This window comes from Arthrobacter sp. 05L417 (assembly GCF_056397865.1).
Genome location: NZ_JBFTOG010000053.1, coordinates 1 through 22,817 on the forward strand (window position 1 = coordinate 1; position 22,817 = coordinate 22,817).

Here is a 22,817-nt window from a genome sequence, read left to right on the forward strand (position 1 = left end):
TTGGCCGAGGAATGGAAAGCTATCTACAATCATGAACGGCCCCACGGATCCCTGAACGGCATGACGCCGAAACGCTACTGGGAAAACTGGACGCAAGAAAACCAATTAGCTATCGCATAGACGCTGGACTGCTAACGGGGGCCCAATCACCGGAACCGTAAGTTGCGCCTCCGGCTCCGCTGCAACACCTGCTGCCATTGCAGCAGCGATGGATTGAACGTACTTTGATGCGGCATCCCCAAGAGTCATGGGAATACTCTGCCACACGCGGAGGCCACAGGTTCGCACCTGGTGCCGGGCATCAATGCGCCTGCTCGAAGCAGGTCTGAGGAGGCGACGAGAAAGTGACGAATACGCTGGCAATCGGGCGAAAATCGAGAACAGCTCATTAGTGTTCGTTTGTCAGGCTCTACCGAGCCTCTAGAAATCGTTGATTTCCAGAGGCTCCTATCAGAATCGAACTGATGACCTTTTCATTACGAGTGAGAAGTTTCCCGCATCCGATGGTTCGTCAGCCTATGAGAATACTCGTTCTAGAACAAGTACGCTGTCTTCTGCCGTGTACCAGAGCCAACATGGATCGAAAACCCCCAGTCTCGGGCCGAGTGACACTGCGGCGCCATGCTGGTATCCGAATCGCTGCACCCAGAGCCGCACTTTTGATGCGTCTACTGAGGCTTTTGAGAGCTTCGGGTCGTTGAGCTTGAACTCGACTAGGAGAAGGTTATGGTCAGGTCCGTGCATACCACGGTGATGGACGATCAGATCTGGAATTCCGCGTTTTGGCCCGCTGCCCATCGATCCGACTCGAAGAAGCTTAATGTCACCGGCGCCTTCTCGGTTGTACTCGCTGTCGACGTCCCACCCAAGTGGCACGACTTGCGCCAACCGGAGAAAAATTTGGGCCGCGATGGCACGCTCGCCCACCTGCAGGTTCCACAGGGTCACATGTCGCTCGTACGTCTCGGCTAGCGCGCGGCGCAATAGGACTTGAACTTCAGACTTATCCATTCTCGAGTCCGTTCTCAATCGGCGTAAGTGCGGAGGTTAATGCTGGGCTGCGATTCGATCTTCTGCCGATATAGCCGACTCGCCCTGTCGCTGCAACCCAGCCCAGGCCTGTACGACGGACCCGAGAGCTCCGGCCCGATCTCAACGAAGGCCTTTCAGATTCGAATGGGCCCGGCGAGGTATCCGCCACGCACACACCGCCGTACGCGTTGAGGTCACGATAGGTGCCAACCCCAGTTGGTTCAAGTCGCAATCTATCGGCCAGTACGGGGCCTCCCGTCAGGCACTCCTGAAAGCCTGGTAGGCGTGTTCAAGCAAATCTCGGCTAGGGTACTCCCGGCGGTCTTGCGGCAGTTCCATGAGGCGTTGACCATGCCTCGCTTGGATCCCGTAGGTCAACATGGGGCCGTCGACTTCAGCCAGAATGTCGTCTCGAACTTCCACGACAAAATCGGGGCGGATGCCCAGAATGTGAGCATCAAAGGCAGCATGGTGAATCTTGCACAACGCTATGCCGTTTACGACGGAAGCAACGCCTAGTTCCGCGGAGTCTGGAACAATATGTGCGGCGTCGAGCAATTCTCGGTGCGCCAATGCGCACACCGCGCACCTGGTTCGGTAGGCCCGGAGAACCGTCGAGCGAAATACAGGTTGATGCAAACGTCGCTTAGTTTCAACGGTGAGATAACGTCGAAGTTGCTCCTCTACCGGGCTTTCCTTGCCGACCAGGCCTCTGGCAACGTTCGCGTCAATGACAAATTGCTTACGCTCAGGCTCTTCCCAAAGTAGATATACAGGAAAGATAGGTTGAAAAACAGCTGGTCTCATCCCCACGCCCCAAAACCAGATGAGTGGCACCTGCTTCTCCATCGCCGATCGTAACGCGCGATTATCTGGGTGCTCCGGGTCGTCTCCCCGCCATGCATAACGATGAAGACCGTCGGGCCCCTTCTCATCGTTGTATGGCCGCCCCTGACCAGGAGCCCTATACACGGTCTGGATGGAAAGGGCAGCTGAAAGATCCCTCGGCTTCCAAATACCGGTCTGCGTGGCTTGGAGCCTCCTTGGCTCTCCGTCCAGAGTGAAGTCGCGGATGTCCTCTCGGGTAAGCGGTTCCTCACCGTCGTTTGTGCGTACAGTCAGCCATGCCATCGCCTCGCGTCGCAGCTTCGAGTCGAAGTTCTCGGTATCGATTTCCCCAATTTCCGCCATCTGCCCAGGATAGTCCGTGAAGCGATCACTGTGACCCCATCAGCTGGCTCGCCCTGGAACCAGCAAACCCAGCCCCCGGCTGGGCTGCATGGGGATTAGTGAGTTCTACCACAACGGGGACGAAGGCGAATCCCTTGCTAGGACCAACGACCTCCTCGACGCAGGCGGCAGCCTGTTGGACACCGCCGACATATACGGGCCCGTCGACAACGAAAAGGTAGTCAGCAAGGCCATCGCCGGCGCCGATCCGACGTCATTCTGGCGACGAAGTTCGGGAACGAACGCCGCGACGACGGCTCCTGGTCGGGCATCAACGGCAGGCCCGAAAACGTCCGCGCCGCCTGCCCGCTCAGTCCCCTACCCAGCCACGGATTCCTTGCCCAGCACAACGTTCACCGGAGCCTCACCGGCCAGAAGCAACGAAATCTGCTTTTCGATCAGCCGGACCATCCGGGGGAACATCGCCGAGCTCGCCCCGCCCACATGAGGGGTGATCAACACACCGGGCACCGTCCACAAAGGATGGTCGGCCGGCAACGGTTCCGGGTCGGTCACATCCAAAGCAGCACGTAACCGTCCCGAAGACGTCTCCCGCAGCAAGGCGTTCGTGTCCACCACCGGGCCCCGGGCCACGTTTACCAACAACGCGCCGTCCGGCATGGCTGCGAGGAACCGGGCATCCACCAGCCCTCTGGTGTGCCCGGACAGCGGTACGCTGACCACCATGATCTCGTGCAGCGGCAACTGCTCATACAGGGCATCGATGCTGAGGATCCGGCCCTGTTCATCGTCCCGTTCTCGGCTTGCCATCCGCGTCACGTGCGTTTCGAACGGCAGCAGCCGGGCTTCAATGGCCTTGCCCACTCCCCCGTAGCCGACCAGGAGAACACGGCGGTCCGCCAAACTGGGGCGCTGGCCGTTGGCCCAGGTGCCGGACGCCTGGTTCCGCACAAACTCCGGAATCCCGCGCTGGCTGGCGATCATCATCCCCAAGGCGAGTTCTGCCGTCGACGTCTCATGGACTCCTGCCGCGTTGGCGAAAACGCAACCCGAGGGCAAGACGTCAGCGACGCCGTCGTACCCAATCGACTGGCTCTGCACGAGCCGGACCGTCACGCCATCCAACGCCGTGAGCGCGTCTGGCCGGCCCATGTAAGGCGGTACCAGCAGGTCGAATTGGTCCGCCGAGGCGGGACCAGTCAGGTCCCACGCCACGAACTCGACGTCGGCGGAAGGTTCCATCGCGTCCAGGAGTTTCTGATCGGGCAGGCAGACGCGCAGCCGGGCCGTCACCGCCCCACCATCAGATTGACGTTCGCAGCACGCAACGAGGTTTCGCCCATTTCCCTATTCCTATTCCCTTTTGCCGGTCGAATTACCCGGACGGCATGTCCTGTTCCAACACCAATTTACTGAGTGACATGCCCAAACTGTTCGTGCGCGGGGTCGCGCGCCAAAGTGCCAGCACCGTGACCCAACGACCGCCGCTCGTCCCCGGTTACAGTCTCAACTCAGAAGAGCGACAGACCGGTTCCGGGAAAGGCCGCCAACTCAGGACGAGGGTGAAGTTTCGACACCGGGCTTCATCCCGCGCCCGGGGTCTCCCGCCTAGCCAAGCGCTGATCGGACCAAATCACGGTTCGAGGCGTAGCCAGCGGCACCATCGCCATCGAGAATTGGAATCCGAATGAGGGGTGGATGTCCCATGCACGGAATGGAAAGATCGCGAAGGGCGTCGTAATACGCGCGCTGGCGTTGCCGTCCTCCCGGGCCGAAGCCAACGGCTTCCTTGGTGGCCCTGTACCTGTCCGCCCGAGGGGCGTGTTGTCTGCACAATGCTAAATACTCCTCAAGGCGAAATCCGAGCGGGATGATCCCCGGATATCGCTCAAGCGTCCGAAGGCGAACGGACGTGAAATGTTGGATTTCGTCGATTTCGATAAAGGTTCTTGAGTGCTCGTGATAAAAGTCGCCTTGCAGAGCAGTTGTCCTTTTGGATTTGTACACATCTGTTTGACCGCCCAGATCCGCAAAAATATCATCCAATGGTGCTGCTGCAATGACCGCTCGCTCCGGGAGTCCGAAGTGTCCACGTTGGTTGATCCAAGGCGCCTTCGCCGGTTCAAGTTGGATGCCGTCCAAGGCCGCAGCAGCCCTAAACGCCGCCTGCGCGTCGCCGACCGGCATGGTTAGCTGGCGTCCTGATCGACGTTTCCGAGGGCCTCGGCGCCTTGGCTACCGTGCATCCAAAGCACGATATCGAGGATTCGCAGAAGGGAGAGGCCATCCCGCCCAATGGTCGAGCGCAAAGCCTCCAACCGTCCAAGCAGTTCGAGATCAGTTGCGAATGCCTCATGCCAAGCTCTCCACGTACCAGTCGAGTCTTTGAAGCCCGTCACCCGGGCAACGACGGAATCGTAGATCGGGACGAGGGCTGGGCGTTTCCGGGCTATGAGCTTGCTTGCAGTTGTGGCACCGACTCCCCAGCGCTGAGCATCCTGCGCCCGCAAAAGTCGCCAAAGGAGAAAACAAGGGCTGTCTTCTCCAAAGTACTTGTCGTGTTGATCGAGCGGGATATCTTGAAGCGCCACATCGTTTGGAATCCTTTCCAGAAGGGCCGTGATTTCGGCTGAGCGATGGCCAAGAATCCCCAGCGCTGCAGGTGCCGGAACATGTACCGAAAGACAAGAGACGGAGATCAGATCATCTGAGGTGAACGTGACTTCCCCATTCATGCCGAAGGAATCGAAGTGCGACCCGGCATACTCATTGCCCGTCCACTCTCCGAGTCCGAAATAGCGCTCCAGATGCGAGCGCGCTTCGTCGTCCGAGATTGCCTTGAATGCTTCAGCGACGGTCATCTGTGCCCCTTTGTCCTGCGCCACGGCCATACGGCCAGCAACGAACCTGAGAGCAATCTACCGCGGCAGTCTTACATTCTCGTTTGGGACATCAAGTGACAAATGGTTCCAACCAATGCATCGGGCTTTGGGCGCGCGACGAACAGGACGCTCCATTGACCCGGGAGACTGGTGCCGCTTTCATGGTTAGCTGGGCACCGCCGTCGTCTGTTCAAGCTTGCCGTCAACACCTCGAACCCAGAATCGTCCGTCGCTATCCATGAACTCGATGGCTGGCATGTAGTCAGAGTTTCCCGGCACGGGCTCCAACACTCGTTGCCTCTCGACATAAACGGGCCACCTCTTGAGCTCGCTGAAAAAGTAGCGGCCCGGCGGCAGGATCTTGGCCGTTGCTCGGATTTCCGGAATCGGAGTGCCGTTCCCTGCAGCGCTGCGAGTTCGCTCTATCGAAAGGCTGAAAACCGGCGCATCACTTGAATTGACCAGCTCAATCCCCCATTGAATTTTGCCGTCAATTTCGCCTTTTACTGGCCAGCACGCGACTCGTGACGCCTGATGACGTTCCGCAGCAACGATTGCCCTATCGTCACGCTCAGTCTCCAGCCTCCGCATCCGCTGCGACTCCTCCACCGTCTGCCTCGAATGGCGTGTGGCTCTGGCCACGAAGAACAATGCAAGCGCCGTTGCCAAGGCACTAATAATTTGTGCGACGTCCACCCAACCGCCCATGCCCAGCCTTTCGTAGAAGTTGGGCACAGACTACAAGTGGAATCAAATGGTCGCTTGTCACATGATGCTTGGACAGAAGGTTGTCGGGGCACCCACGCTTCTGTTGTCCGCTCTAGAGGTACGTGCCTATAGTGGCCCTACCCGCACCCCTCTCTGAGCACCGTCCTGCCGTCCAGCACGTTCTGCCACCTACAGGAGAGAACCCCATGGAAAACCGCACGCTTGGTTCACTTACCGTTTCTGCCCTCGGCCTCGGCTGCATGGGCATGAGCGAGTTCTACGGGGAGGGGGACGACCGCGAATCCCTTGCCACCATGAACGCCTTCCTCGACGCCGGCGGCAGCCTGTTGGACACCGCCGACATGTACGGGCCCTTCACCAACGAAAAGCTCGTGGGCAAGGCTATCGCCGGCCGTCGTGACGACGTCGTTGTGGCCACGAAGTTCGGGAACGAACGCCGCGAGGACGGATCCTTCCTGCGCGTCAACGGCAAACCCGAATACGTCCGCTCCGCGTGCGACGCCAGCCTGCAGCGCCTCGGCGTCGACTACATCGACCTGTACTACCAGCACCGGGTGGACAAGACCGTCCCCATTGAAGACACCGTGGGCGCCATGGCCGAACTCGTCCAGGCCGGAAAGGTCCGGCATCTGGGCCTGTCCGAGGCCGCACCGGACACCATCCGTCGCGCCCACGCCGTGCATCCCATCACCGCTTTGCAGACCGAGTACTCCCTCTGGGAACGGGAGCCCGAGACGAAGGTCTTTCCCGTCCTGGCTGAGCTGGGTATCGGTTTCGTTCCGTACAGCCCCCTCGGCCGCGGCTTCCTGACGGGCCAAATTCGCAGCGAGGCGGACTTTGCCGCGAACGACTTCCGCCGGCACTCCCCTAGGTTCCAAGGCGACAACTTCAAGCGCAACCTCGAGCTGGTGGACCGGGTGAAAGAACTCGCCGACCAGAAGCAGTGCACCCCAGGGCAGCTGGCCCTCGCTTGGCTGCTGGCACAGGGCGAGCACATCGTCCCGATCCCCGGCACAAAGAAGCGCGAACGACTGGCAGAGAACCTGGGGGCCACCGCCGTCGTACTCTCCGAAGAAGACTTAAAGCGCCTCGATGAGCTGGCCCCGGCCGGGTCTACCGCCGGAGCCCGCTACCCCAACATGGCCAGCATCGACACCTAAGCCCAAGCGTCCCCAAAGGAGCAAGAACCAAAACAATCGGCCTGCGTGGATTTCCACGCAGGCCGATCGTTTGGGGGCTAGCTATGCAGGGATGGGATTAGCCGTCGTTGCCGGCCGGGGTGGTGGTGGCGGTGTAGCCCTCGAGCTTGAGTGCGGCCTGGGCGTACTTTTGGTTGAACGTGTCGGCGATGTTGACCTTGGAGGTGTCAACGCCGATGGTCTTCTCCTCGTCGAAGATCGTCTTGGGACCGCCTGCAGGCATGATGCCGTCCGGGAGGAACTGGCCCTTGTCCTGGTTCAGCGCGGAGACGTACTGGTCCTTGGAGATGGTGCTGTTCTGGACGTAGGACTGGGGCAACTTGTCGGCGATGTCCTGCGCGGAGTGGGTGCTGATCCAGTGCATCGTGTCGACGAGGGCGTTGACAACCTTCTGGGCTGCGTCTTCGTGGGTCTTGACCCAGTCCGACTGGGCGAGAAGGCCGGCCGACGGCAGGGTGCCGCCAAGTGCTGCCTTGGCGCCGTCAGCGGTGGCGAGGTCGATCGCAGGAACGGCGAGGTTCTTGTTCTCAAGTGCGCCCACGGTCGGCTGGGTGGTCATGACGCAGTCAGCGGACCCGCGCTGGATGGCCGCGATCGCGGTTGCTCCGGCGCCGACGGCGATCGTGTGGTAATCACTCTTCGCGAGGCCGGCCTTCGCGGCGACGAACTGCGTGAGCTCATCGGTTCCCGATCCGAGGTCGGTGACTCCGACAGTCTTGCCCTTGAGGTCAGCGCCCGTTTTCACGTTCGCCTTGGGGCTGCACATGATGCGTTCTCCCGGGGCGCCCGAGAGCTGCACGAGGTTGATGACGTTCTTGCCCTTGGACTGGAAGTCGACCGTGTGGACGTACCACGCACCGGCCATGTCCACCTGTCCGGATGCCATTGCGTCTTCGGCGCCGACGCCGCCCTGGGACTCGGTGGAAAGCTCCACCTTGACGCCGTACTTCTGGTAGTAGCCGAGCTGCTCTGCGAGCTGGTACGGCAAGTAGATCTGCTTGTCGATGCCGCCGACCATGAGCTTCACGGTGGGCATCGAGGCGGTGTCCGCTGCAGCGCTGCCGCTTGAGGAGCTCGTGCTACTTGCGGTGCTGGTGCCACAAGCTGCGAGGCTCAGGGCGATCACTCCGGCAGCGCCGACGGCGTAGATCTTGTTCTTCATCATGGTTGTGCTTTTCCTTCTATTTAGAGGATTCGAGCGTTGGGTAAGTTGAATGGAAGACGGCGAGCGTCAGATCGTCTGTGCTTCGGAACGGTTCGGCGGCCGCCACTTGAGCAGCGTGCGCTCCAGCAGGGCGATGAGGTATTCCGCGCCGAGCGTGATGACGGCGATGATCACCATGCAGGCGAAGACCGTGTTGGGATCGAAGGTCCCTTGTGCCTGGCTGATGATGAGGCCGATTCCCTGCTGGGCGCCGAGCACCTCAGCAACAAGTGCGCCGATGATCGCGAAACCGAACGCCGTGTGCAAGCTGGCGATGATCCAGGTCATTGCCGAGGGAATGGTCACGTGGATCGCGACCTGAAGCGGCGATGCACCCAAGACCCGCACGTTTCCGACCAGGTTCTGGTCCACTTCGCGGACACCCTGGAAGGCGTTGAAGAAGACTACGAAGAAAACCAGTACCGCTGCGAGCAGCACCTTCGGGAAGACGCCGAGGCCGAACGCCACGATGAAGATCGAGCCGAGCACGATTCTTGGGATCGAGTTCACGATCCGGATGTACGGGCCGACCACTTCGGACAGGTACTTGTTCGAGCCGAGCAGGATTCCGAGCACGACGCCGACGAGCGTTCCGAGCGCGAAGCCGTAGATGGCTTCCTGCATGGTGACCCAGAGGTTCTCCCAGATGGTGCCGAATGCCGTGCCCTTGGTGAAGAGATCCACCAGGCTGTTCCAGATTTCGGACGGCTGGCCGAAGAAGAACTTGTCCACCCAGCCAGCCGTGGTGAACCACTGCCAGCCACCGATCACGATGACCGCGAGGATGGCACGGCCGGCCCAAACCCACGTGGTGCGGCGGTTCATGGCACGCCGGGCGGAAACTTTAAGCTCACTCGCTTGCACTTGTGCTTGCTCTTGCACGGGAGCACCTCTGTTGATTGTGGTTGTCATGCTGCTGCACCCGCCGATTGCTTGTAGGCACGGGTGACTTCGTCCTTCAAGGACTCCCAGATCTGGCCCTGCAGCTCCAGGAACCGCTCCTCGTGCCGGATCTTCTGGACATCTCCGCGCGGCCTGGGCAGGTCGATGTGGAAGACATCCTTGATGGTGCCCGGGCTGCTGGTCATGATGACCACCTTGTCGGCGAGCGCCACTGCCTCGTCGAGGTCGTGCGTGATGAACAGGACCGAGGGGCGCAGTTCCTCCCAGAGCTGCAGCAGCTCGTTCTGCATGATGGCCTTGGTCTGCACGTCGAGGGCGCCGAACGGCTCATCCATCAACAGGATCCGCGGGTTGTTGATCAGCGCCGCCGCCATGGCGACGCGCTTGCGCATGCCACCGGACAACTGGTGCGGATAGCGGTCCTCGAAGCCGGCCAGGCCCACGCGGCGCAGCCAGTCCCTCGCGAGCAAGGTGGCTTCCTTCTTGGGCGTTCCGAGCAGGACCGGGCCGATCAAGACGTTTCCGAGAACGGTCTTCCAGGGGAAAAGAGCGTCCGCTTGGAACATGTAGCTGACACCCTCGGTGATGCCGTCGACGATCTGGTCGTGGACGCTGACCGAGCCGGCGCTTGGCCGCTCGAGCCCGGAAACCTGGGCCAGCGTGGTGGACTTGCCGCAGCCCGTCGGTCCTACGATCGCGCAGAACTCACCCGGTTCGACCCTAAGAGTCACATCGCGGATGGCAGTGAATGTCTCGTGCTTGGGCGTGAGGTAACGCTTGGTCAACCCGACAATGTCGATGCCCGCGGCGACCTCGGCCCTTTCGAAGGCCCCGGGTGGCCGGTTGGCGTGGATAGCATTCATAACGCTAAGACCTCTCTGTCTTTGAGTTCGTTTATCCAGCGGCAGCTTGCGCTGCCACCCGGATCCCTTCGTTGGGAGTCCGACGAATTCGTGATGTTGATCACTGAAACTATGTAAAGCTTAGGAAGCGATCATCAGGCCCAGAAGTCTTCAGTAAGTTGTGCGCCTTAGCCGCAAAAGTGCACGTTTTGTGCGTTTTCTGCTGTCGCTTCAACTACTAAGGAAATGCCCGGGAAAGGAGCCCAAACCTTGATTAGGACGTTGGTGGTTGACGACGATTTCCGGGTCGCCGGAATCCACGCTGCCCGCGTGGCCAGGGTTGACGGTTTCGAATGCGTGGGTCAGGTGTACAGCGCCGCAGCCGCGCGGGAGGCAATCGTGCGCCTCAACCCGGACCTGCTCTTGCTGGATGTACACCTACCGGACGAGGACGGGATCTCGATGCTGCGATCCCTGCAGGCGGCCGGAACCGACGTCGACTGCATCGTCATTACCGCGGCCCAGGACCTGGCCACCGTCAAATCAGCGATGACCAGTGGCGCGGTCTACTACATGGTCAAGCCCTTCAGCTTTGACCGGCTCCGCACGCAGTTGGAGGCGTATCGGAACTGGCGGCAGGAGCTGGATTCCGCTTCAACTGCCGACCAGGCAACCATTGATAGCCTCTACAACGCGCGCTCGGCCGGGGTCAGGCCCGCGGCCCCGGCGCCTCGCCTGCAGCCCACCATGCAAAAAGCGCTCGACGCCGTCCGCGCCGCCGGGGGTCCCGTCAGCGCCGCTGAGATCGCCGGGCAACTCGGCGTCAGCCGCCCGACGGCTCAGCGTTACCTCAGCGCACTGGAAGGCAAGGGCCTTCTCGTATTGGACCTCACTTACGGCAGCACCGGCCGCCCGCTCAACTCCTACACCGCGAGTTGAGCGGACGGCCGGCTTCCTCTTGACTACTCGGCTGCGGGCTACTCCGCTGCGGGCTCGCCCTGCTTCACGAGGGCAGCCTCGAGGTTGATCTTCACCTTGTCGCTCACCAGGAAACCGCCGGTCTCCAACGCTGCGTTCCACGTCAGCCCGAAGTCCTTGCGGCTGATTTCGGTTTCGGCGGAGAACCCGGCGCGGGTCGCGCCGAAAGGATCAACCGCGACGCCCGTGAACTCAACTTCCAGCTCCACCGGCTTGGTGATCCCCCGGATGGTGAGGTCGCCTGTGAGAGTGTAGTCCTCGCCGTCGCCCTCTACGCTGGTGGCCCGGAAGGTCATTTCCGGGAACTTCTCGACGTCGAAGAAGTCGGCGCCGCGGACGTGACCGTCACGGTTGGCATCGCCGGAATCGAAGCTCGCGGTCTTGACGGTTGCATGGAGGGACGCGTCGGCCAGGGACTCGCGCACGCGGGCCTCTGCGCTCGCTTCCGTGAAGCGGCCGCGGACCTTGCTGATGCCGGCGTGCCGGACGCTGAAGCCGATTTCGCTGTGGGACATATCCAGCAACCAAGTGCCGGAAGTCAAACCTTTGGGAAGAGTCATTTTGGATCTCCTGATTCGAAAGAATTTCGCGTGGATCGATCCCTTCCACCCTTGTTGAGCCCGAACTTGAAGTCAAGGTTTCCGGAGCGATCCGCAGGGACTTACCTAAGCCACGTGTGTAGCCAATCCAGCCACGAAGTCTTCGGTGAACCGCCTCACCCCGTCCCACTCGGTGTAGACGTAGTCGCGCGAAGTATCCGTGTCCAGGCTGCCCTTGTCGCGGGCGATCTTCTTCATCATGGCGCGTTTGAGGAAACCGTAATGGGTGTAGAGGAGGGCGCCGCTAAAGAGCCCCACCTGAGCCGGACGCCACCCCGTCTCAGCCTCGAACTTCTCCACATAACCCTCGGCGTTCACCTCATCGCCCTGGGCAGCAAGGCTGACTGAGAAGAACGCGGAGGGGAGGCGCTCAAGCGCGGCAGTGTTCTTCCGTACAAAGTCCCGGACATAGCCCTCGTGCTTGCCCACATGGACGGATGCACCCACAACGACGGCGTCGTAACCGTCCGGCAAGGCATCCCCGGACTTCTTGATGTCCGCCGTCTGCGCCTCGTGGCCGTGGCCCCGAGCGACGTCGGCAATATACTCGGCGATCTGGGCCGTCTGTCCTTCAACGGTCCCGTAAGCAATGTAGATGTTGGCCATATGCCAGTGTGTCCCCGCTCCGTGCGGCCGCTATAGGGTCCAAGGTCCTCCGGATATTCAACAAGCCTCCCCTTGACTGGCGGGCACCGTCAGTCGAGAGTGTCACATGTGAGGCGTGAGGCCGTTCGGGAGTATCTGGCGAGTGCCCTGTGGGCGATGCCGACCTGCGCCGTCGTCCTCGCAATCATCGCGGGTGCGGGCCTTTCCGCGGTGCAGCTCGACGCCACGTCACCCTTCGCCGTCCTCCTCTTCCAAGGGACGTCCGACGACGCGCGGAACCTGCTCATCGGGATCGCGAGCACCATGGTGACTGTCATCGCCGTCGTATTAGGACTCACCGTGGTGGCGCTGCAGTTGGCATCGACCCAGTTCAGCCCGCGGCTGCTGCGGAACTTCCTGCGCGACATCCCCAATCAGGTAACCCTCAGCGCGTTCGTTGCCACGTTCGCGTACAGCACCGCGGGCCTCTACACGGTCGGCATCGCCGCCGGACAGCGCACCCAGGACTACCCGCGCCTCGCGGTGAGCGGCGCACTGCTCCTGCTGTTCGTGAGCATGGTCATGCTCGTCTTCTTCGCCCACCATCTGTCGCATTCGATCCAGGTGGACCAAGTCATGAAGGGCGTCGAGAAGGCCACGCTCAAGGTGATCGAGCGGTCCTTCGTCCCGGGTGATCCCGGAATCCGCATGCCAAACCCGCCGCCCGGCGCTACCGCCTTGCTTGTACCGCAGTCGGGATACGTTCAAGCCTTCCATCCCGAGTCGTTCGTCGAAGAGCTCGCGAGCCGGGGCCTCACTGCCCGGATGGTGCCCATGATCGGCCGGCACGTCGTCGCAGGTTCCCCGCTCGCCTGGGTGTGGGAGGCCGCCGGCGGCGGCGCGGGTCCTCTTGCCCCCGACGGCGGCACTGAACTGCGCCGGGCGCTCGCCCAAAGCGTGCGGATCGGCTACGAACGGACCCTCGAGCAGGACGTCGCCTTTGGGATCCGGCAACTCGCCGACGTCGCGTCCAAGGCGCTCTCGCCCGCCATCAACGACCCCTACACCGCGAACCAGGCGGTGGACCATCTCGGCTCGATCCTCGCCGCCCTCTCACTCCGGCAGCACGGGCCGCAGGCCGTGGCGGACGCGCAAGGCACCGTCAGGCTGCATGTCCCGGCCCGCGATTTCGCCTATCTCGTGGATCTGGCCCTCGGACAGGTGCGACGGTACGGAGCGAACGAGCCTCGCGTGGTCAGGGCCCTGTTGCGCGTGTGCGGTGAGCTCGTGTGGTTCGGCGACGCGGCCCACCACGCCGTCGTGCGGCAATACGTGGAGACCCTCATGAGCGACGTGACCCGGCTCGTGGCCCAGCCAGCGGATCGCGAACCCCTCCTCGCTGAGGGCGCGGCGCTGCTCGAAGCCTTCGACGTCGCGGACGGCGCGAGCGACGCCGCCAATTAGGGCTTGCGTGCGTCATTCGATTTCTGCTTCCGCGGCTACGTTGCGGATGCCACGGGGGCGTCCTGCTTTGGTCCAGGCCCGGTACATGAGGCCTGCGACGGCGAAGGCGGCGGCGAGGCTGACGATGGGGAAGCCGCGGGAGAGATTGGCAACGAGGGTGAAGGCCACGACGAGGGCTCCGACAGTGTTGAGGATGAAGACTCCCGGTTGACGGTCCTTGCGGGCCAAGAGTGCCATGGAAACCAGGCCGCCCAGGAAGCTGAGGAAGACCGCGACGGCGTAGAACAGCACAAGCTCCTGGTCGTCGCCGCCGGCGATGGCTGTCACGGCACCGGCCAGCACGATGAACACCGTGACGCCCCAATAGGGCGTGTGATGGTGGTTGGTACGGCCCAGGGAGAGAGGAAGGACACCGACGGTCTCACCGTGGGGGTTGATGTGACGCGCCAGGGCCTTGAGCAGGCCCGGTCCAGCTTGGAAGCCCGAGGAAGCCGCCGAGAGCAGCAGCAGGGCAGTGACGAGCTGGAAGGCGGCGAACACCGGCGCAGGCGCGGCGAGGCGAGCGAGTTCAGCGATCTGCGTGCTGTCTTTCGGCGGAATGCCGACGTGCAACTGCGCGGCTTCGAGGGCGAGGCCAAGCGTGATGGTGCCGACGATGGCGAGGGTCAGCCAGAGAGTGAGCTGCCCGAAACGGCGCTTTCCGTCATTGTCGAGCTGACCGAGCTGGGCAACCGCCGAGGTCGCCGCTTCCACACCGGTGGCCATTGCCATGGCCACCGGGAACGCAAGCAGCACGGCAAGGACCGGTGGATGCCCGGGAGCGCCGACGATCGTGCCGGCCGCTTGAGGTGCTGCGCCCAGACCGTAGAGAAGGACGACGACGGAAACGACAATGAAGGCCACAGTCATTGCCGCGAAGACCAGCCTGCCCAGGTGTCCGAACCAGGTCGCGGCACCGACAAGGACCACCAGGCACAGCGCGAGCAGCAAACGCCACGGAGCAAGGGCGGGGAAATAGGCGATCACCGCCGAGGATCCCGCCGAGACGCTGATCGCTATAGTGAGCAGGAAATCCACCACCAGCGCGCCGATCGGGACGAAGGACCAGCCATCTCCGAAGGCCTCACCCACCGCGGCGGGCGCCCCGCCGCCTCTCGGGTAGCGCGCGACGAGTTGCCGGTAGTTCACGATGACCAGGGCGACGATGGCCACCACCAGGACCATCGTGGGGACCAGCAACGCCAAATCGCCGTTCAGGGCGCGCAGAGCCGCCTCGATGGCGTAAGCGACCGAGGAGACGGGATCGGCCATGACCGCGAAGGCAAACGCCAACAGCAGTGCGGGGCGGGAACGCAGACCTCTTCCCAGACCACCTCCGGTGGACGTTCCGCTCGGAATTTTCACGGGGATCTCCGGTTCCATGACAGACTTATCGACCTGCCGACCAGACTTCCCGGCTCACCTCCGAATGCCTCCCGCCCGCTGCTAGGAGCGCGGGCGGGAGACGCTATTGGGGAATCGCTACTGGGGTACGACGCCGATCTGCTGCATGAGGCTCAGGTTGTTCGTGGTTCCCCAATGCTCAGCAACCTTGCCGTCCTCGACGCGGATGATGTCGGTGCTGTCGAACTCGACGCTATTGCCCGTCGCCGGAACGCCTGCCATTTCCCCACTGTGCGTGCCCGTGAGAACGACGTAGCACGCCTCCAGGTTTCCGTCGGCCAGCGCCGGCTCGATCGTCTTGACCTTGATATCCGGGAACGCCGCTCGGATGGCGTTGACGAAGAATCGGGCGCCCTCCTTGCCGGGCGGTTGCCCCGGAAGAGCCTGCTCGTGATCGATCAAGTTATCCGTAGCCAGTTCATCAATGAGATCGAGATTTCCACCCTCGAGGATCTCTTTGTAAAAGCGCTCGATCAGTTTACTGCCAGCCATTTTCCGACTCCTTCATGAATGAGACCGTCCCATTTTTTCCCCCGCATTTACATCCCGACTCAGGGCCCCATCCCCGGCGCAACGGCGATAGCCACCGCGATCAGGGCCAGCGCGACGGCGACCAATCGGTTGGCGATCCGCCTCCACGGGAGCATCTTCTCCAAGGCAATGAACGCCCCGACCACAGCCATCCAGCCGACGCTCATGACGCCGAGTGCGAAGAGTGCCACCATCAGCGCCCAGCAGCAGGCAACGCACCAAGCACCGTGCTCGAGCCCGAGACGCAGCGCACCAAAACGTCCGTAGCGGATTCGCCGCAGGATGAAGTCCATCGGCGTCCGGCATTTCATCAGGGAGACGTTCTTGGCCGGCGTGAGCTGGTACACGGCCGCCAAGAAGATCACTCCAGCTGCCAAGTAGCGACCGCCCGGATCGGAGGAAAACAAACCGGGGATGAGGGACGCAACTAGTGCGTAGAGCGCGTACGCGGCGAGGCCGAAGATCGTCCACGAGATCAAGTAGCCAGCCACGAATACGGCGGTGGAACCTGCCGGGGCATAGCGCCCAGTCTCCCGACGGTGGTGGGTGATCCGGGCGTAGGCAACCACCATCGGCGCCACCGAGGGAAACATCATCGCCGCGAGCATCACCACCCAAGTCGTGAGGAAGAAGCCCAGCGGTCCAGGATCTGTCCAACGCCCCATGTCCATCCCGGACGTTTGCACGGCAGAAACGATCCAGCTCACGGCCGCAAGGACGAGCAGAACCGCGACCAAACCGGCCTCGCGTGGATCCATCCTGAAAGCTGTGGCTCGCGTGGCTCTCATGACAATTCCCAAGACATTGAGGACTCTCCTCGCTAGCACAACCGACTAGCGGAGCTCCCCCAAAGGCAGCGCCGAAATCACTTGGAACGAGACCACCAACCTCGATACGGCCGACGATATTCCGGCCTCATGAGGGTGTCAATGGTTCCCCGTGGCCGGGACCACGTCCCCCGTTTCGAGGCGGACCGGGCAGCCGAGCCGCGCTTCATAGGCGGCAACCAGGGCACTATTGTCTGCGCCCTCTGAAACCGTGACCACCACATGGGATCCGTCATTGGCCATCCCGACGACCCTGACTCTTGCATCTTCTGTTAAGAGGGTTCCCGCCCGGTCCATGACAGTTCCCGGAACGCACGCTGCTGAACGGATCGAGATGTCAACGCCGGGGAGTTGGTCGCGCAAAAGTGCGATGCGGTCGTTCTCCGGGCCGTGCCACGTGATGACGAGCTTCCCCTGTTCAAGGGCGACTGACCCGAAGTTGGGGTCGCCGCTTAGCTCTTTGGTGATGAGGCTTGCCGCTGACGCCAGCGCCCCGTCTTGCGGTGCCGCTTCGGTAATCTGGACCGGATCCGTAACTCGCATTGAGCCGGCATGACGTTGGACACCCCCGTCGCAGGCAGTCAACGCGGCCCCGGAGATCAGCATCGCTGTAACTATGCCTGCATTGCTTCTCCAACGCACAACAACCCCCAGCTACAAGGCCCTCACGAATGATTGAACTAGGAGGTCGTCGGCGCTGAAGTTGCCTGCCCACGATGCGAAGCTCTGGTTGATCGCAAGCATGTACAACGTGGCGCGGAAGGTGCCTTCGTAGGTGCCGTTAAGTCCCAATGAAATAAGAGGATAGAAGTCCTTGTGCTCATCAAAGCTGGCAAAGATTCCTTCCAGAAGCTTCTGGCGGTCCGGACTAAGGAACCACTCCGACGGCGCATCAGCCTCCGCCTCTTCGTATCTCGGGTCCGTTTCCTCCCACGAGTCGAGCCATTGTGCAGGGGTATCGAGCACAGCAGTTACTTCGATCCTCATCCCGCTTAGAACGCCTCGGATGGTATTCCAGGAACCCTCCAGGTTGCCAAGCCCCGACTCACCAGTTTCAAGGCCCGTGACCCTGATTCTGATTGTTGTTGTGCCCATTTGAGCTTGCTCGCGCAAGCTGATCTTCGGTTCATCAGGGTGCAATCTCGGCCGCACATAAGCATGCCCGTCGGCCCCCGTGAACAGGCGTCCGCGGACCTCGACCAAGCTTCCGTCTCGGACAGGAAGTAACAGCTGGCCTCTGCTTGGTGCACTATTTCTATCCATAAGATGTACTGACCTCTCGTCGGAATTGCCCGGCACCGCTATTGAGGGAGGGCGGAATTTCTAGATCTTGGCTGGGCGTCCTTCCAAGCGGCGTTGGGAGAGTATTGCTGCCGCGAGAGGCGAGGTGCGGCTCCTTAGCGCGAAGAACGTCCCTATCGTTGCGTTCGCAGTCATTCCGACAGTCAGAACTGCCGCCAGCGTTTGTCCCGCACGGAAGATCGCTGCAGCAGCAAACAATCCGAGAACGGCCACAGCGATAACAATGACCTTGGAGGGCGAGACCGCCCAATGCCCGATCGCTCCGGCCGCCCCCTGTATGGAGTTGTTGCCAGCGCTGGCGAACTGCGTGCCCAGATCAACCTTTGAGCTGAGCTGCCACACGCTTGAGAACCAATAAGTGACTGATATGGCGGGAAACATGATCCCACCAATAATGACCGTCCCAGCAAAGCCCGCCATGGCAGAGCCGGCCATACGCCATTGTCTTGTCATCAAGAGATATGGAATGAAGATGGCCGGGTCCAGCTTGATACCGGCGGCGATCCCTATCAGCACCCCTTTCGGAAGAAACCGGGACAACCTTCCATTGGTGTGACGGACGAAATCCGCGAGACAGAGTCCGGCGAGGAACAAGTTGATCTGCCCCCACACCAAGTGCTGGGCGACGACCGTGGGACAACAGCCCAGAAAGAGAAGCGCTAGCCATATCATCCGTCGCCTGGGCAAAGACTGCGGCAGGCAAATACCAATGATGAACGCCAAAGTTGCCACGCAGCCTGTGGTCCACAGCATGAAGGACACCTGGGTAGAAAACAAACTCGTGACAGATAGGAGCGCAGTTGCGAAAGGCGTGTAGACGAAAGGCAGACCCTCGGACGGCAGAAGTTCCCCAAAAACGTTGCGGGCATAAATATCTTCCCCGGGCCAAGACGCTACCGAAGCGTACCGATAAACCAAGAAATCCACCGGGGGGTAGACTCCGAGATTGAGCAGATACAGGTTGGCAAAGACGATCCCCAGCACCGGGACAATTGTCATTATTGGCCACATCCGAACAACGCTGCTCAAGGTTTCGGCTAATTCGAAGTAGCGCCCTTGTGGAAGCGCCCGTACCGGTGAAGGAACAGGTACATGCCTACGAACGTCACTAGGCCAAGAACGGGCCCTGCCCAAAGGGCAATGGGTGTCCCGTGGATGAGAACCGCGGCGCCGCCGAAAACGGCAGCGACAACTCCAGCTCCAGGATTGGCCGTAGCCAGTTTCCCCTGGATTTCGCGGCCCAGCTGGCGGTAGTGAATGGCTTGCAGGACAGCAAAGAGGATGAAGGCCGCGACCATGATCAATGACCATGGCGGGTCTGTCATTGACACTACGCTGACAGTTACCCCGAACAACGCTGACAGTGCGAGCCAGTAATTGCGTACGGTCGAATCAGTCCCGGCGTTCATCGACATCCCCTGTTGAAGTCAATAACGGACCCGGCGATCGCCACGGCTGCCGAGCATCCCAATGCGGCCATGGGGCCGAAGAAGCCCATCGCGCCGCAGAAAGCCGAGTTTGTGCCCCACCAGGCCCATAGGGCAGCCCACGCGGACGGGCACTGAGGAAACATCGGCTTCATCCCCATTGACCCCTTACCGCCACCGATCATGCTCGGCTCAGCCTTAATTAGCTTGGCAACCTTAGTTTTGTTTGGACCATCCGCCAATTCAAGGGTCAGGTATCCGGAATCCGTGAGTGAAACCAGAGATTCCAGGACGTCCGTAGGCATGGATGCCGCAAGGAACTGCTGCTGCAATCCACTATCGAAACGGCTGTCTGAAGACAAATACTCCCTGAGCTCCTTCGATCCCTGAATCAGTTCCAGCCGGTTCGCGAAACCGGCAGGGTCCAGCTGGCGGGCTTGCTCCAGCCGTTTTATCGCCTCTGCCTTCTGCGCCATCGTCGGCTCCAGCAAAACGGCCCCTTCACTGCTGCCAACCACTGTCCGGTTCTCGGCAGCATTGGCAGTAGCCGGAGCTACCGAACCAAAAACAACAGCCACAACCGCAACGAGTGCGGTCAACAGATGCAAAACTCTCGTCCAACGTGATACGTGAACCATCAAAATCCCCCAACCCAAAAACTGGCCGACCTTGGGGCGCCAAACTGCGAGTGATGATGGGTGGGGCGCCCCGACGAAGCAGATTGCTTCACAACGAAAGTATTCAGGACAGATAAACTAGTCAAGTTATTTTAATAACAGATCGGAGGACTTTAATTTTATGGTCAGAACCAGAATGGATTGATCCATCCGTGCAGGCTTCGATATTACTCAATTCCGGCTTTGTGACCACTCAATTTGAGGTCCTTACATACTCAATTTCGAGTACTCGCCACTCATTAATAGCAAAACGCTTGACACTGCCAGATAGGGAGTGCGTCAAGCCCCAACTCAGGGAGCGACCGGACTCACCGTGGCGGGCGCAGCCGAAGAGCAGTCATACTCCCAGCTGAATTGCAGCCGAGGATCTGCGGCCGGGCGTCCAGTTATCCACCGCTTGTTTGGGAGTTTCGAGCGTGCTCATAAAGGGACTGGCGCGTGGTGGTTCCGGTCTTGGCAAGGGCTCTGGAGATGTGGTTTTCCACGGTCCGTGGGCTGATCCCCAGGAGGGCAGCGATTTCGGGAGTGCGTTGGCTGCCTGCCAGGATGGCGATTTCCCTCTCCCGAGGAGTCAGACCCTGAGGATGCCCTCCCGTGTCGAGGGTCAGTAGTACCCCTTCTGGCGGGAAGCGGTTTTCGAAAGTTGAGATGATTTGATGAAAGGTTTTGGCCAAACCTCGGTGGCGTTTGAGGAGGTGACCCTTCACCACGCCTTTCAGGAGCCTGGTGATCGCGGGAAGGTCAAAGTCCACTTCGTATTGGTCCAGGAGAATCTTCAGCAGTTGGTGGTCGCGGTCCCGAATGGCACCGGCGATGGCAAGGAACTGGGCATGGGTGTTCACGCCGTTTTCCTGCAGTAGCCGTTGCGTGGTCTCCAGGATCTTGTGTCCGGGGTAGAGGGACAGCATGAACAATGAGGCATACACGGCTTCGGTGATGTAACCCCGGTCTAGTTGTTGTTCCAGAAGGTCGGCAGCCTTTTCATCAAACTCGGCTGGATCGGCGTATTTCCCGGTAACGAGCTCATAGACTGCTTTTCCGGTTCCAGGCAGGGGGCCGATGTCGGCGGCGTCTTTGCGTGCCTGAATCCCCAGCGAGGGGACATTCTTACCGGAGCTGGCCAATACGCGAAGGCCGGCGATTCTGAGCAAGGCGTCATGGAGGAAGCTCACGAGGAAGCCGGGCCGGCCGAGCGCGAACACGCCAGTCATTACATAGTCAGCTTCCTTGCTGAGTCCTTGTTGTGTCATGGCCAGTACCGCAACGTAGCTACTCGCGACGAAGCCGAACTGATCAAGGCGGCGCCGTGCCGCGGCTCGTTGACTGAGGGAGAAGATCATTGCTTCTTCGCCGTGGCCGGCAATATGGAGAGCGAGTCCGCGGATGAACGGTTCCATGCCTGCGGCAAGGTCGAAGCCATCTGCTGAATCAAGGGCCCGGAGGGCAGCCTGGGCGTCGAAGCGGTAGAGCTCCAGAATGCCCCGGATGACTGGCAGAACGCCACTCTCGGGATGGCGGCTGCGTAGCCTGTCCAGGGTTTCGTCGAGGTTCAAAGGCATTCGGTCAAAAGACGCCTGCAGGTAGAGTGCGAACGCCTGGGCTTCTGCACTCCAATCGGGGTGAGCTTGGCCGATCGCCTGGAGTATGCCCGTCGCGGCGGATGCTTCCCCGCCGCTGACGATGGCCCACAGCGCCCGCGTCATGGCGAAGAAGAAGTGATCGCCGGAATCAGCGCCAGCCGTCTCGGTTTCGCTGAAGACTTGTTCGATGCGTGACGGGTCGATCGGGCCGCCCCAATAGAACTTGAGGAACGCTGCTGCGTTGGACATGGTCTTTTCGGACCCCCAGACGCTGAATTGTGATTCCTCCAGTTCCCGTAGTTGTTCTTGGAAATGCTGCGTCGCAGCCGTGCCGCCGCCGGCTTCACTCCGCAAGTCTCCGATCAATTCGGCGAGAAGCTCAGGCGAGGAACTCTTTACCGGCGGGTCATGGGAATCGATCTCCCGGTTACTCCGGTCCGCCAGCACCCTGCGGGAGGATCGCATGTGAGGGTCACGGAAATGGTCGACAATAATGTGCGGACTAACGCTTACCCATATGGCTCCGCCGCTGTCTTCGGTGAGCGCAACCAGCCCGCGCATTTCGAGCCTGTCCAGGATATCTGCCTCAACTACTGGCTTCAGGGACCCCAGCGGCCGGGCTCCCACCACGGACAGGGTATGCAAAGCCGTCCGTTCATCGGCGCTTAGTCCGTGAAGGAGTTCCTGGACGGTGCTCTGTAGATATTCGTTCCAGAGTGTGTGCCCACCCATTCTCCACTGTCCACCATGGAGGATAAGTTGCTTGCTCAGCTCTGCGCTTTGGGCGATCCTGACCACGAGTCCCGGGCTGCATCCAGATTTCATGAGCACGGCGGTGGTCAAATCCACATCCGGCGGCGACCCGAGTGTCTGGGCCAGCAGTTTGTTGACTTGATCGTAGTGAAGAGGACTGAGTCGAATCGTTGCCTCCGGCCATCGGGCAGGCATGAACACTGAGGCCCCTGAGTACAGTGGGGCATCGTCCATCGTCATCACAAGCGGCCGTTGGGTCCGCCCTTGAACAATGTCAATGACTGCCGCTGATTCCTTGTCGAGCTCATCGATATCGTCAACAACGAGCGCCCGGCGGCCTCGCCGAGCCAACCGTTCGGCAAGCACGTTCGCGACTCCTAGCGGCCCATTCTCTTGCCCGCGCCCTTCCAGTCCGAGTGCGCCAATCCCTGCGAACGGGGTCTCATTCAGGAGCCGCGAACCCGAGAGGCTGTAGACCGTGACACCGGCCTTTTCGAGGCCAGCGGCGATCGACTGCAGGACCGTCGATTTTCCACTTCCGGGGCCGCCGACGATCCGTACGCTCACGCCGCGAGACACGTAGTCAAGTGCCCGTCGGGTTTCCTCTTCGAACAATTCCCAACTCCTAACGCAGCTTTGAAATGTGAGAGCCTAGTGGCCTTCCAAATC

The 22,817-nt window shown here is 61.0% G+C and carries 23 protein-coding genes; 4 read left to right on the top strand and 19 right to left on the bottom strand.

The features are described from left to right. A partial coding sequence (locus AC1DJW_RS24550; RefSeq protein WP_476902783.1) for an integrase core domain-containing protein occupies nucleotides 1–120 on the top strand: 120 nt, incomplete at its 5' end. A gap of 1,170 nt (nucleotides 121–1,290) precedes the next feature. Here the strand turns inward: AC1DJW_RS24550 and AC1DJW_RS24555 are convergent. From AC1DJW_RS24555 to AC1DJW_RS24575, 5 genes are all read right to left on the bottom strand, one after another. Further along, nucleotides 1,291–2,223, bottom strand: a complete 933-nt coding sequence (locus AC1DJW_RS24555) for an HNH endonuclease (RefSeq protein ID WP_476902765.1) — start codon at nucleotides 2,221–2,223, stop codon at nucleotides 1,291–1,293. 357 nt (nucleotides 2,224–2,580) lie between these two features. Further along, nucleotides 2,581–3,516, bottom strand: coding sequence for a 2-hydroxyacid dehydrogenase (locus tag AC1DJW_RS24560; protein ID WP_476902766.1), 936 nt, complete (start codon nucleotides 3,514–3,516; stop codon nucleotides 2,581–2,583). Nucleotides 3,517–3,831: 315 nt separating this feature from the next. Then, entirely contained in the window at nucleotides 3,832–4,410 is a 579-nt protein-coding gene (locus AC1DJW_RS24565) for a DUF7255 family protein (protein WP_476902767.1), read from the bottom strand. Between the two features lie 2 nt (nucleotides 4,411–4,412). After that, the gene (locus AC1DJW_RS24570) at nucleotides 4,413–5,084 is read right to left on the bottom strand and encodes a DUF6308 family protein (protein WP_476902768.1); all 672 of its coding nucleotides are present in this window, start codon (nucleotides 5,082–5,084) and stop codon (nucleotides 4,413–4,415) included. A gap of 186 nt (nucleotides 5,085–5,270) precedes the next feature. Next, nucleotides 5,271–5,840: a hypothetical protein gene (locus AC1DJW_RS24575; protein ID WP_476902769.1), complete on the bottom strand. Its 570-nt coding sequence runs from the start codon at nucleotides 5,838–5,840 to the stop codon at nucleotides 5,271–5,273. A gap of 179 nt (nucleotides 5,841–6,019) precedes the next feature. On the opposite strand from AC1DJW_RS24575, the gene AC1DJW_RS24580 reads away from it, so the two are divergent. Beyond that, complete coding sequence (locus tag AC1DJW_RS24580; protein WP_476902770.1) at nucleotides 6,020–6,994, top strand: aldo/keto reductase; 975 nt, start codon at nucleotides 6,020–6,022, stop codon at nucleotides 6,992–6,994. A 97-nt stretch (nucleotides 6,995–7,091) separates the two neighbouring features. On the opposite strand, the gene AC1DJW_RS24585 is transcribed toward AC1DJW_RS24580, so the two are convergent. The 3 genes from AC1DJW_RS24585 to AC1DJW_RS24595 form a co-directional block, all read right to left on the bottom strand. Continuing rightward, a complete protein-coding gene (locus AC1DJW_RS24585) occupies nucleotides 7,092–8,198 on the bottom strand; it encodes an ABC transporter substrate-binding protein (protein ID WP_390281052.1) in 1,107 nt (368 codons plus the stop codon). A 66-nt stretch (nucleotides 8,199–8,264) separates the two neighbouring features. Next, nucleotides 8,265–9,119, bottom strand: coding sequence for an ABC transporter permease (locus tag AC1DJW_RS24590; RefSeq protein ID WP_284756230.1), 855 nt, complete (start codon nucleotides 9,117–9,119; stop codon nucleotides 8,265–8,267). 26 nt (nucleotides 9,120–9,145) lie between these two features. Beyond that, the gene (locus tag AC1DJW_RS24595; RefSeq protein WP_459340735.1) at nucleotides 9,146–10,003 is read right to left on the bottom strand and encodes an ABC transporter ATP-binding protein; all 858 of its coding nucleotides are present in this window, start codon (nucleotides 10,001–10,003) and stop codon (nucleotides 9,146–9,148) included. 249 nt (nucleotides 10,004–10,252) lie between these two features. On the opposite strand from AC1DJW_RS24595, the gene AC1DJW_RS24600 reads away from it, so the two are divergent. Beyond that, complete coding sequence (locus AC1DJW_RS24600; RefSeq protein WP_476902771.1) at nucleotides 10,253–10,921, top strand: response regulator; 669 nt, start codon at nucleotides 10,253–10,255, stop codon at nucleotides 10,919–10,921. A 38-nt stretch (nucleotides 10,922–10,959) separates the two neighbouring features. Here the strand turns inward: AC1DJW_RS24600 and AC1DJW_RS24605 are convergent, their stop codons facing one another. Together AC1DJW_RS24605 and AC1DJW_RS24610 are read right to left on the bottom strand one after the other, a co-directional pair. After that, nucleotides 10,960–11,520, bottom strand: coding sequence for a YceI family protein (locus tag AC1DJW_RS24605; RefSeq protein WP_476902772.1), 561 nt, complete (start codon nucleotides 11,518–11,520; stop codon nucleotides 10,960–10,962). Nucleotides 11,521–11,625: 105 nt separating this feature from the next. Beyond that, the gene (locus AC1DJW_RS24610) at nucleotides 11,626–12,165 is read right to left on the bottom strand and encodes a flavodoxin domain-containing protein (protein WP_476902773.1); all 540 of its coding nucleotides are present in this window, start codon (nucleotides 12,163–12,165) and stop codon (nucleotides 11,626–11,628) included. Nucleotides 12,166–12,273: 108 nt separating this feature from the next. Here AC1DJW_RS24610 and AC1DJW_RS24615 point away from each other — a divergent pair, with 108 nt between their 5' ends. Then, nucleotides 12,274–13,608 (top strand): DUF2254 domain-containing protein, encoded by a 1,335-nt coding sequence (locus tag AC1DJW_RS24615; RefSeq protein ID WP_476902774.1) that lies wholly within the window; start codon nucleotides 12,274–12,276, stop codon nucleotides 13,606–13,608. Between the two features lie 12 nt (nucleotides 13,609–13,620). Here AC1DJW_RS24615 and AC1DJW_RS24620 read toward each other — a convergent pair whose 3' ends face one another. The 9 genes from AC1DJW_RS24620 to AC1DJW_RS24660 form a co-directional block, all read right to left on the bottom strand. After that, complete coding sequence (locus AC1DJW_RS24620; protein ID WP_476902775.1) at nucleotides 13,621–15,012, bottom strand: APC family permease; 1,392 nt, start codon at nucleotides 15,010–15,012, stop codon at nucleotides 13,621–13,623. A gap of 117 nt (nucleotides 15,013–15,129) precedes the next feature. Next, nucleotides 15,130–15,543: an ester cyclase gene (locus tag AC1DJW_RS24625; protein WP_284756219.1), complete on the bottom strand. Its 414-nt coding sequence runs from the start codon at nucleotides 15,541–15,543 to the stop codon at nucleotides 15,130–15,132. Between the two features lie 59 nt (nucleotides 15,544–15,602). After that, nucleotides 15,603–16,370: a DUF2182 domain-containing protein gene (locus AC1DJW_RS24630; RefSeq protein ID WP_390281037.1), complete on the bottom strand. Its 768-nt coding sequence runs from the start codon at nucleotides 16,368–16,370 to the stop codon at nucleotides 15,603–15,605. Between the two features lie 138 nt (nucleotides 16,371–16,508). Continuing rightward, the gene (locus AC1DJW_RS24635) at nucleotides 16,509–16,952 is read right to left on the bottom strand and encodes a hypothetical protein (protein WP_284756216.1); all 444 of its coding nucleotides are present in this window, start codon (nucleotides 16,950–16,952) and stop codon (nucleotides 16,509–16,511) included. Between the two features lie 111 nt (nucleotides 16,953–17,063). Next, the gene (locus AC1DJW_RS24640) at nucleotides 17,064–17,504 is read right to left on the bottom strand and encodes a hypothetical protein (protein ID WP_390281033.1); all 441 of its coding nucleotides are present in this window, start codon (nucleotides 17,502–17,504) and stop codon (nucleotides 17,064–17,066) included. A 228-nt stretch (nucleotides 17,505–17,732) separates the two neighbouring features. Beyond that, entirely contained in the window at nucleotides 17,733–18,710 is a 978-nt protein-coding gene (locus AC1DJW_RS24645; RefSeq protein WP_476902776.1) for a glycosyltransferase family 87 protein, read from the bottom strand. A 38-nt stretch (nucleotides 18,711–18,748) separates the two neighbouring features. Further along, entirely contained in the window at nucleotides 18,749–19,036 is a 288-nt protein-coding gene (locus tag AC1DJW_RS24650; protein WP_390281029.1) for a hypothetical protein, read from the bottom strand. 80 nt (nucleotides 19,037–19,116) lie between these two features. Then, nucleotides 19,117–19,737, bottom strand: coding sequence for a hypothetical protein (locus AC1DJW_RS24655; protein ID WP_476902777.1), 621 nt, complete (start codon nucleotides 19,735–19,737; stop codon nucleotides 19,117–19,119). Between the two features lie 464 nt (nucleotides 19,738–20,201). Continuing rightward, a complete protein-coding gene (locus AC1DJW_RS24660) occupies nucleotides 20,202–22,763 on the bottom strand; it encodes a helix-turn-helix transcriptional regulator (RefSeq protein ID WP_476902778.1) in 2,562 nt (853 codons plus the stop codon). Between the last annotated feature and the right edge of the window lie 54 nt (nucleotides 22,764–22,817).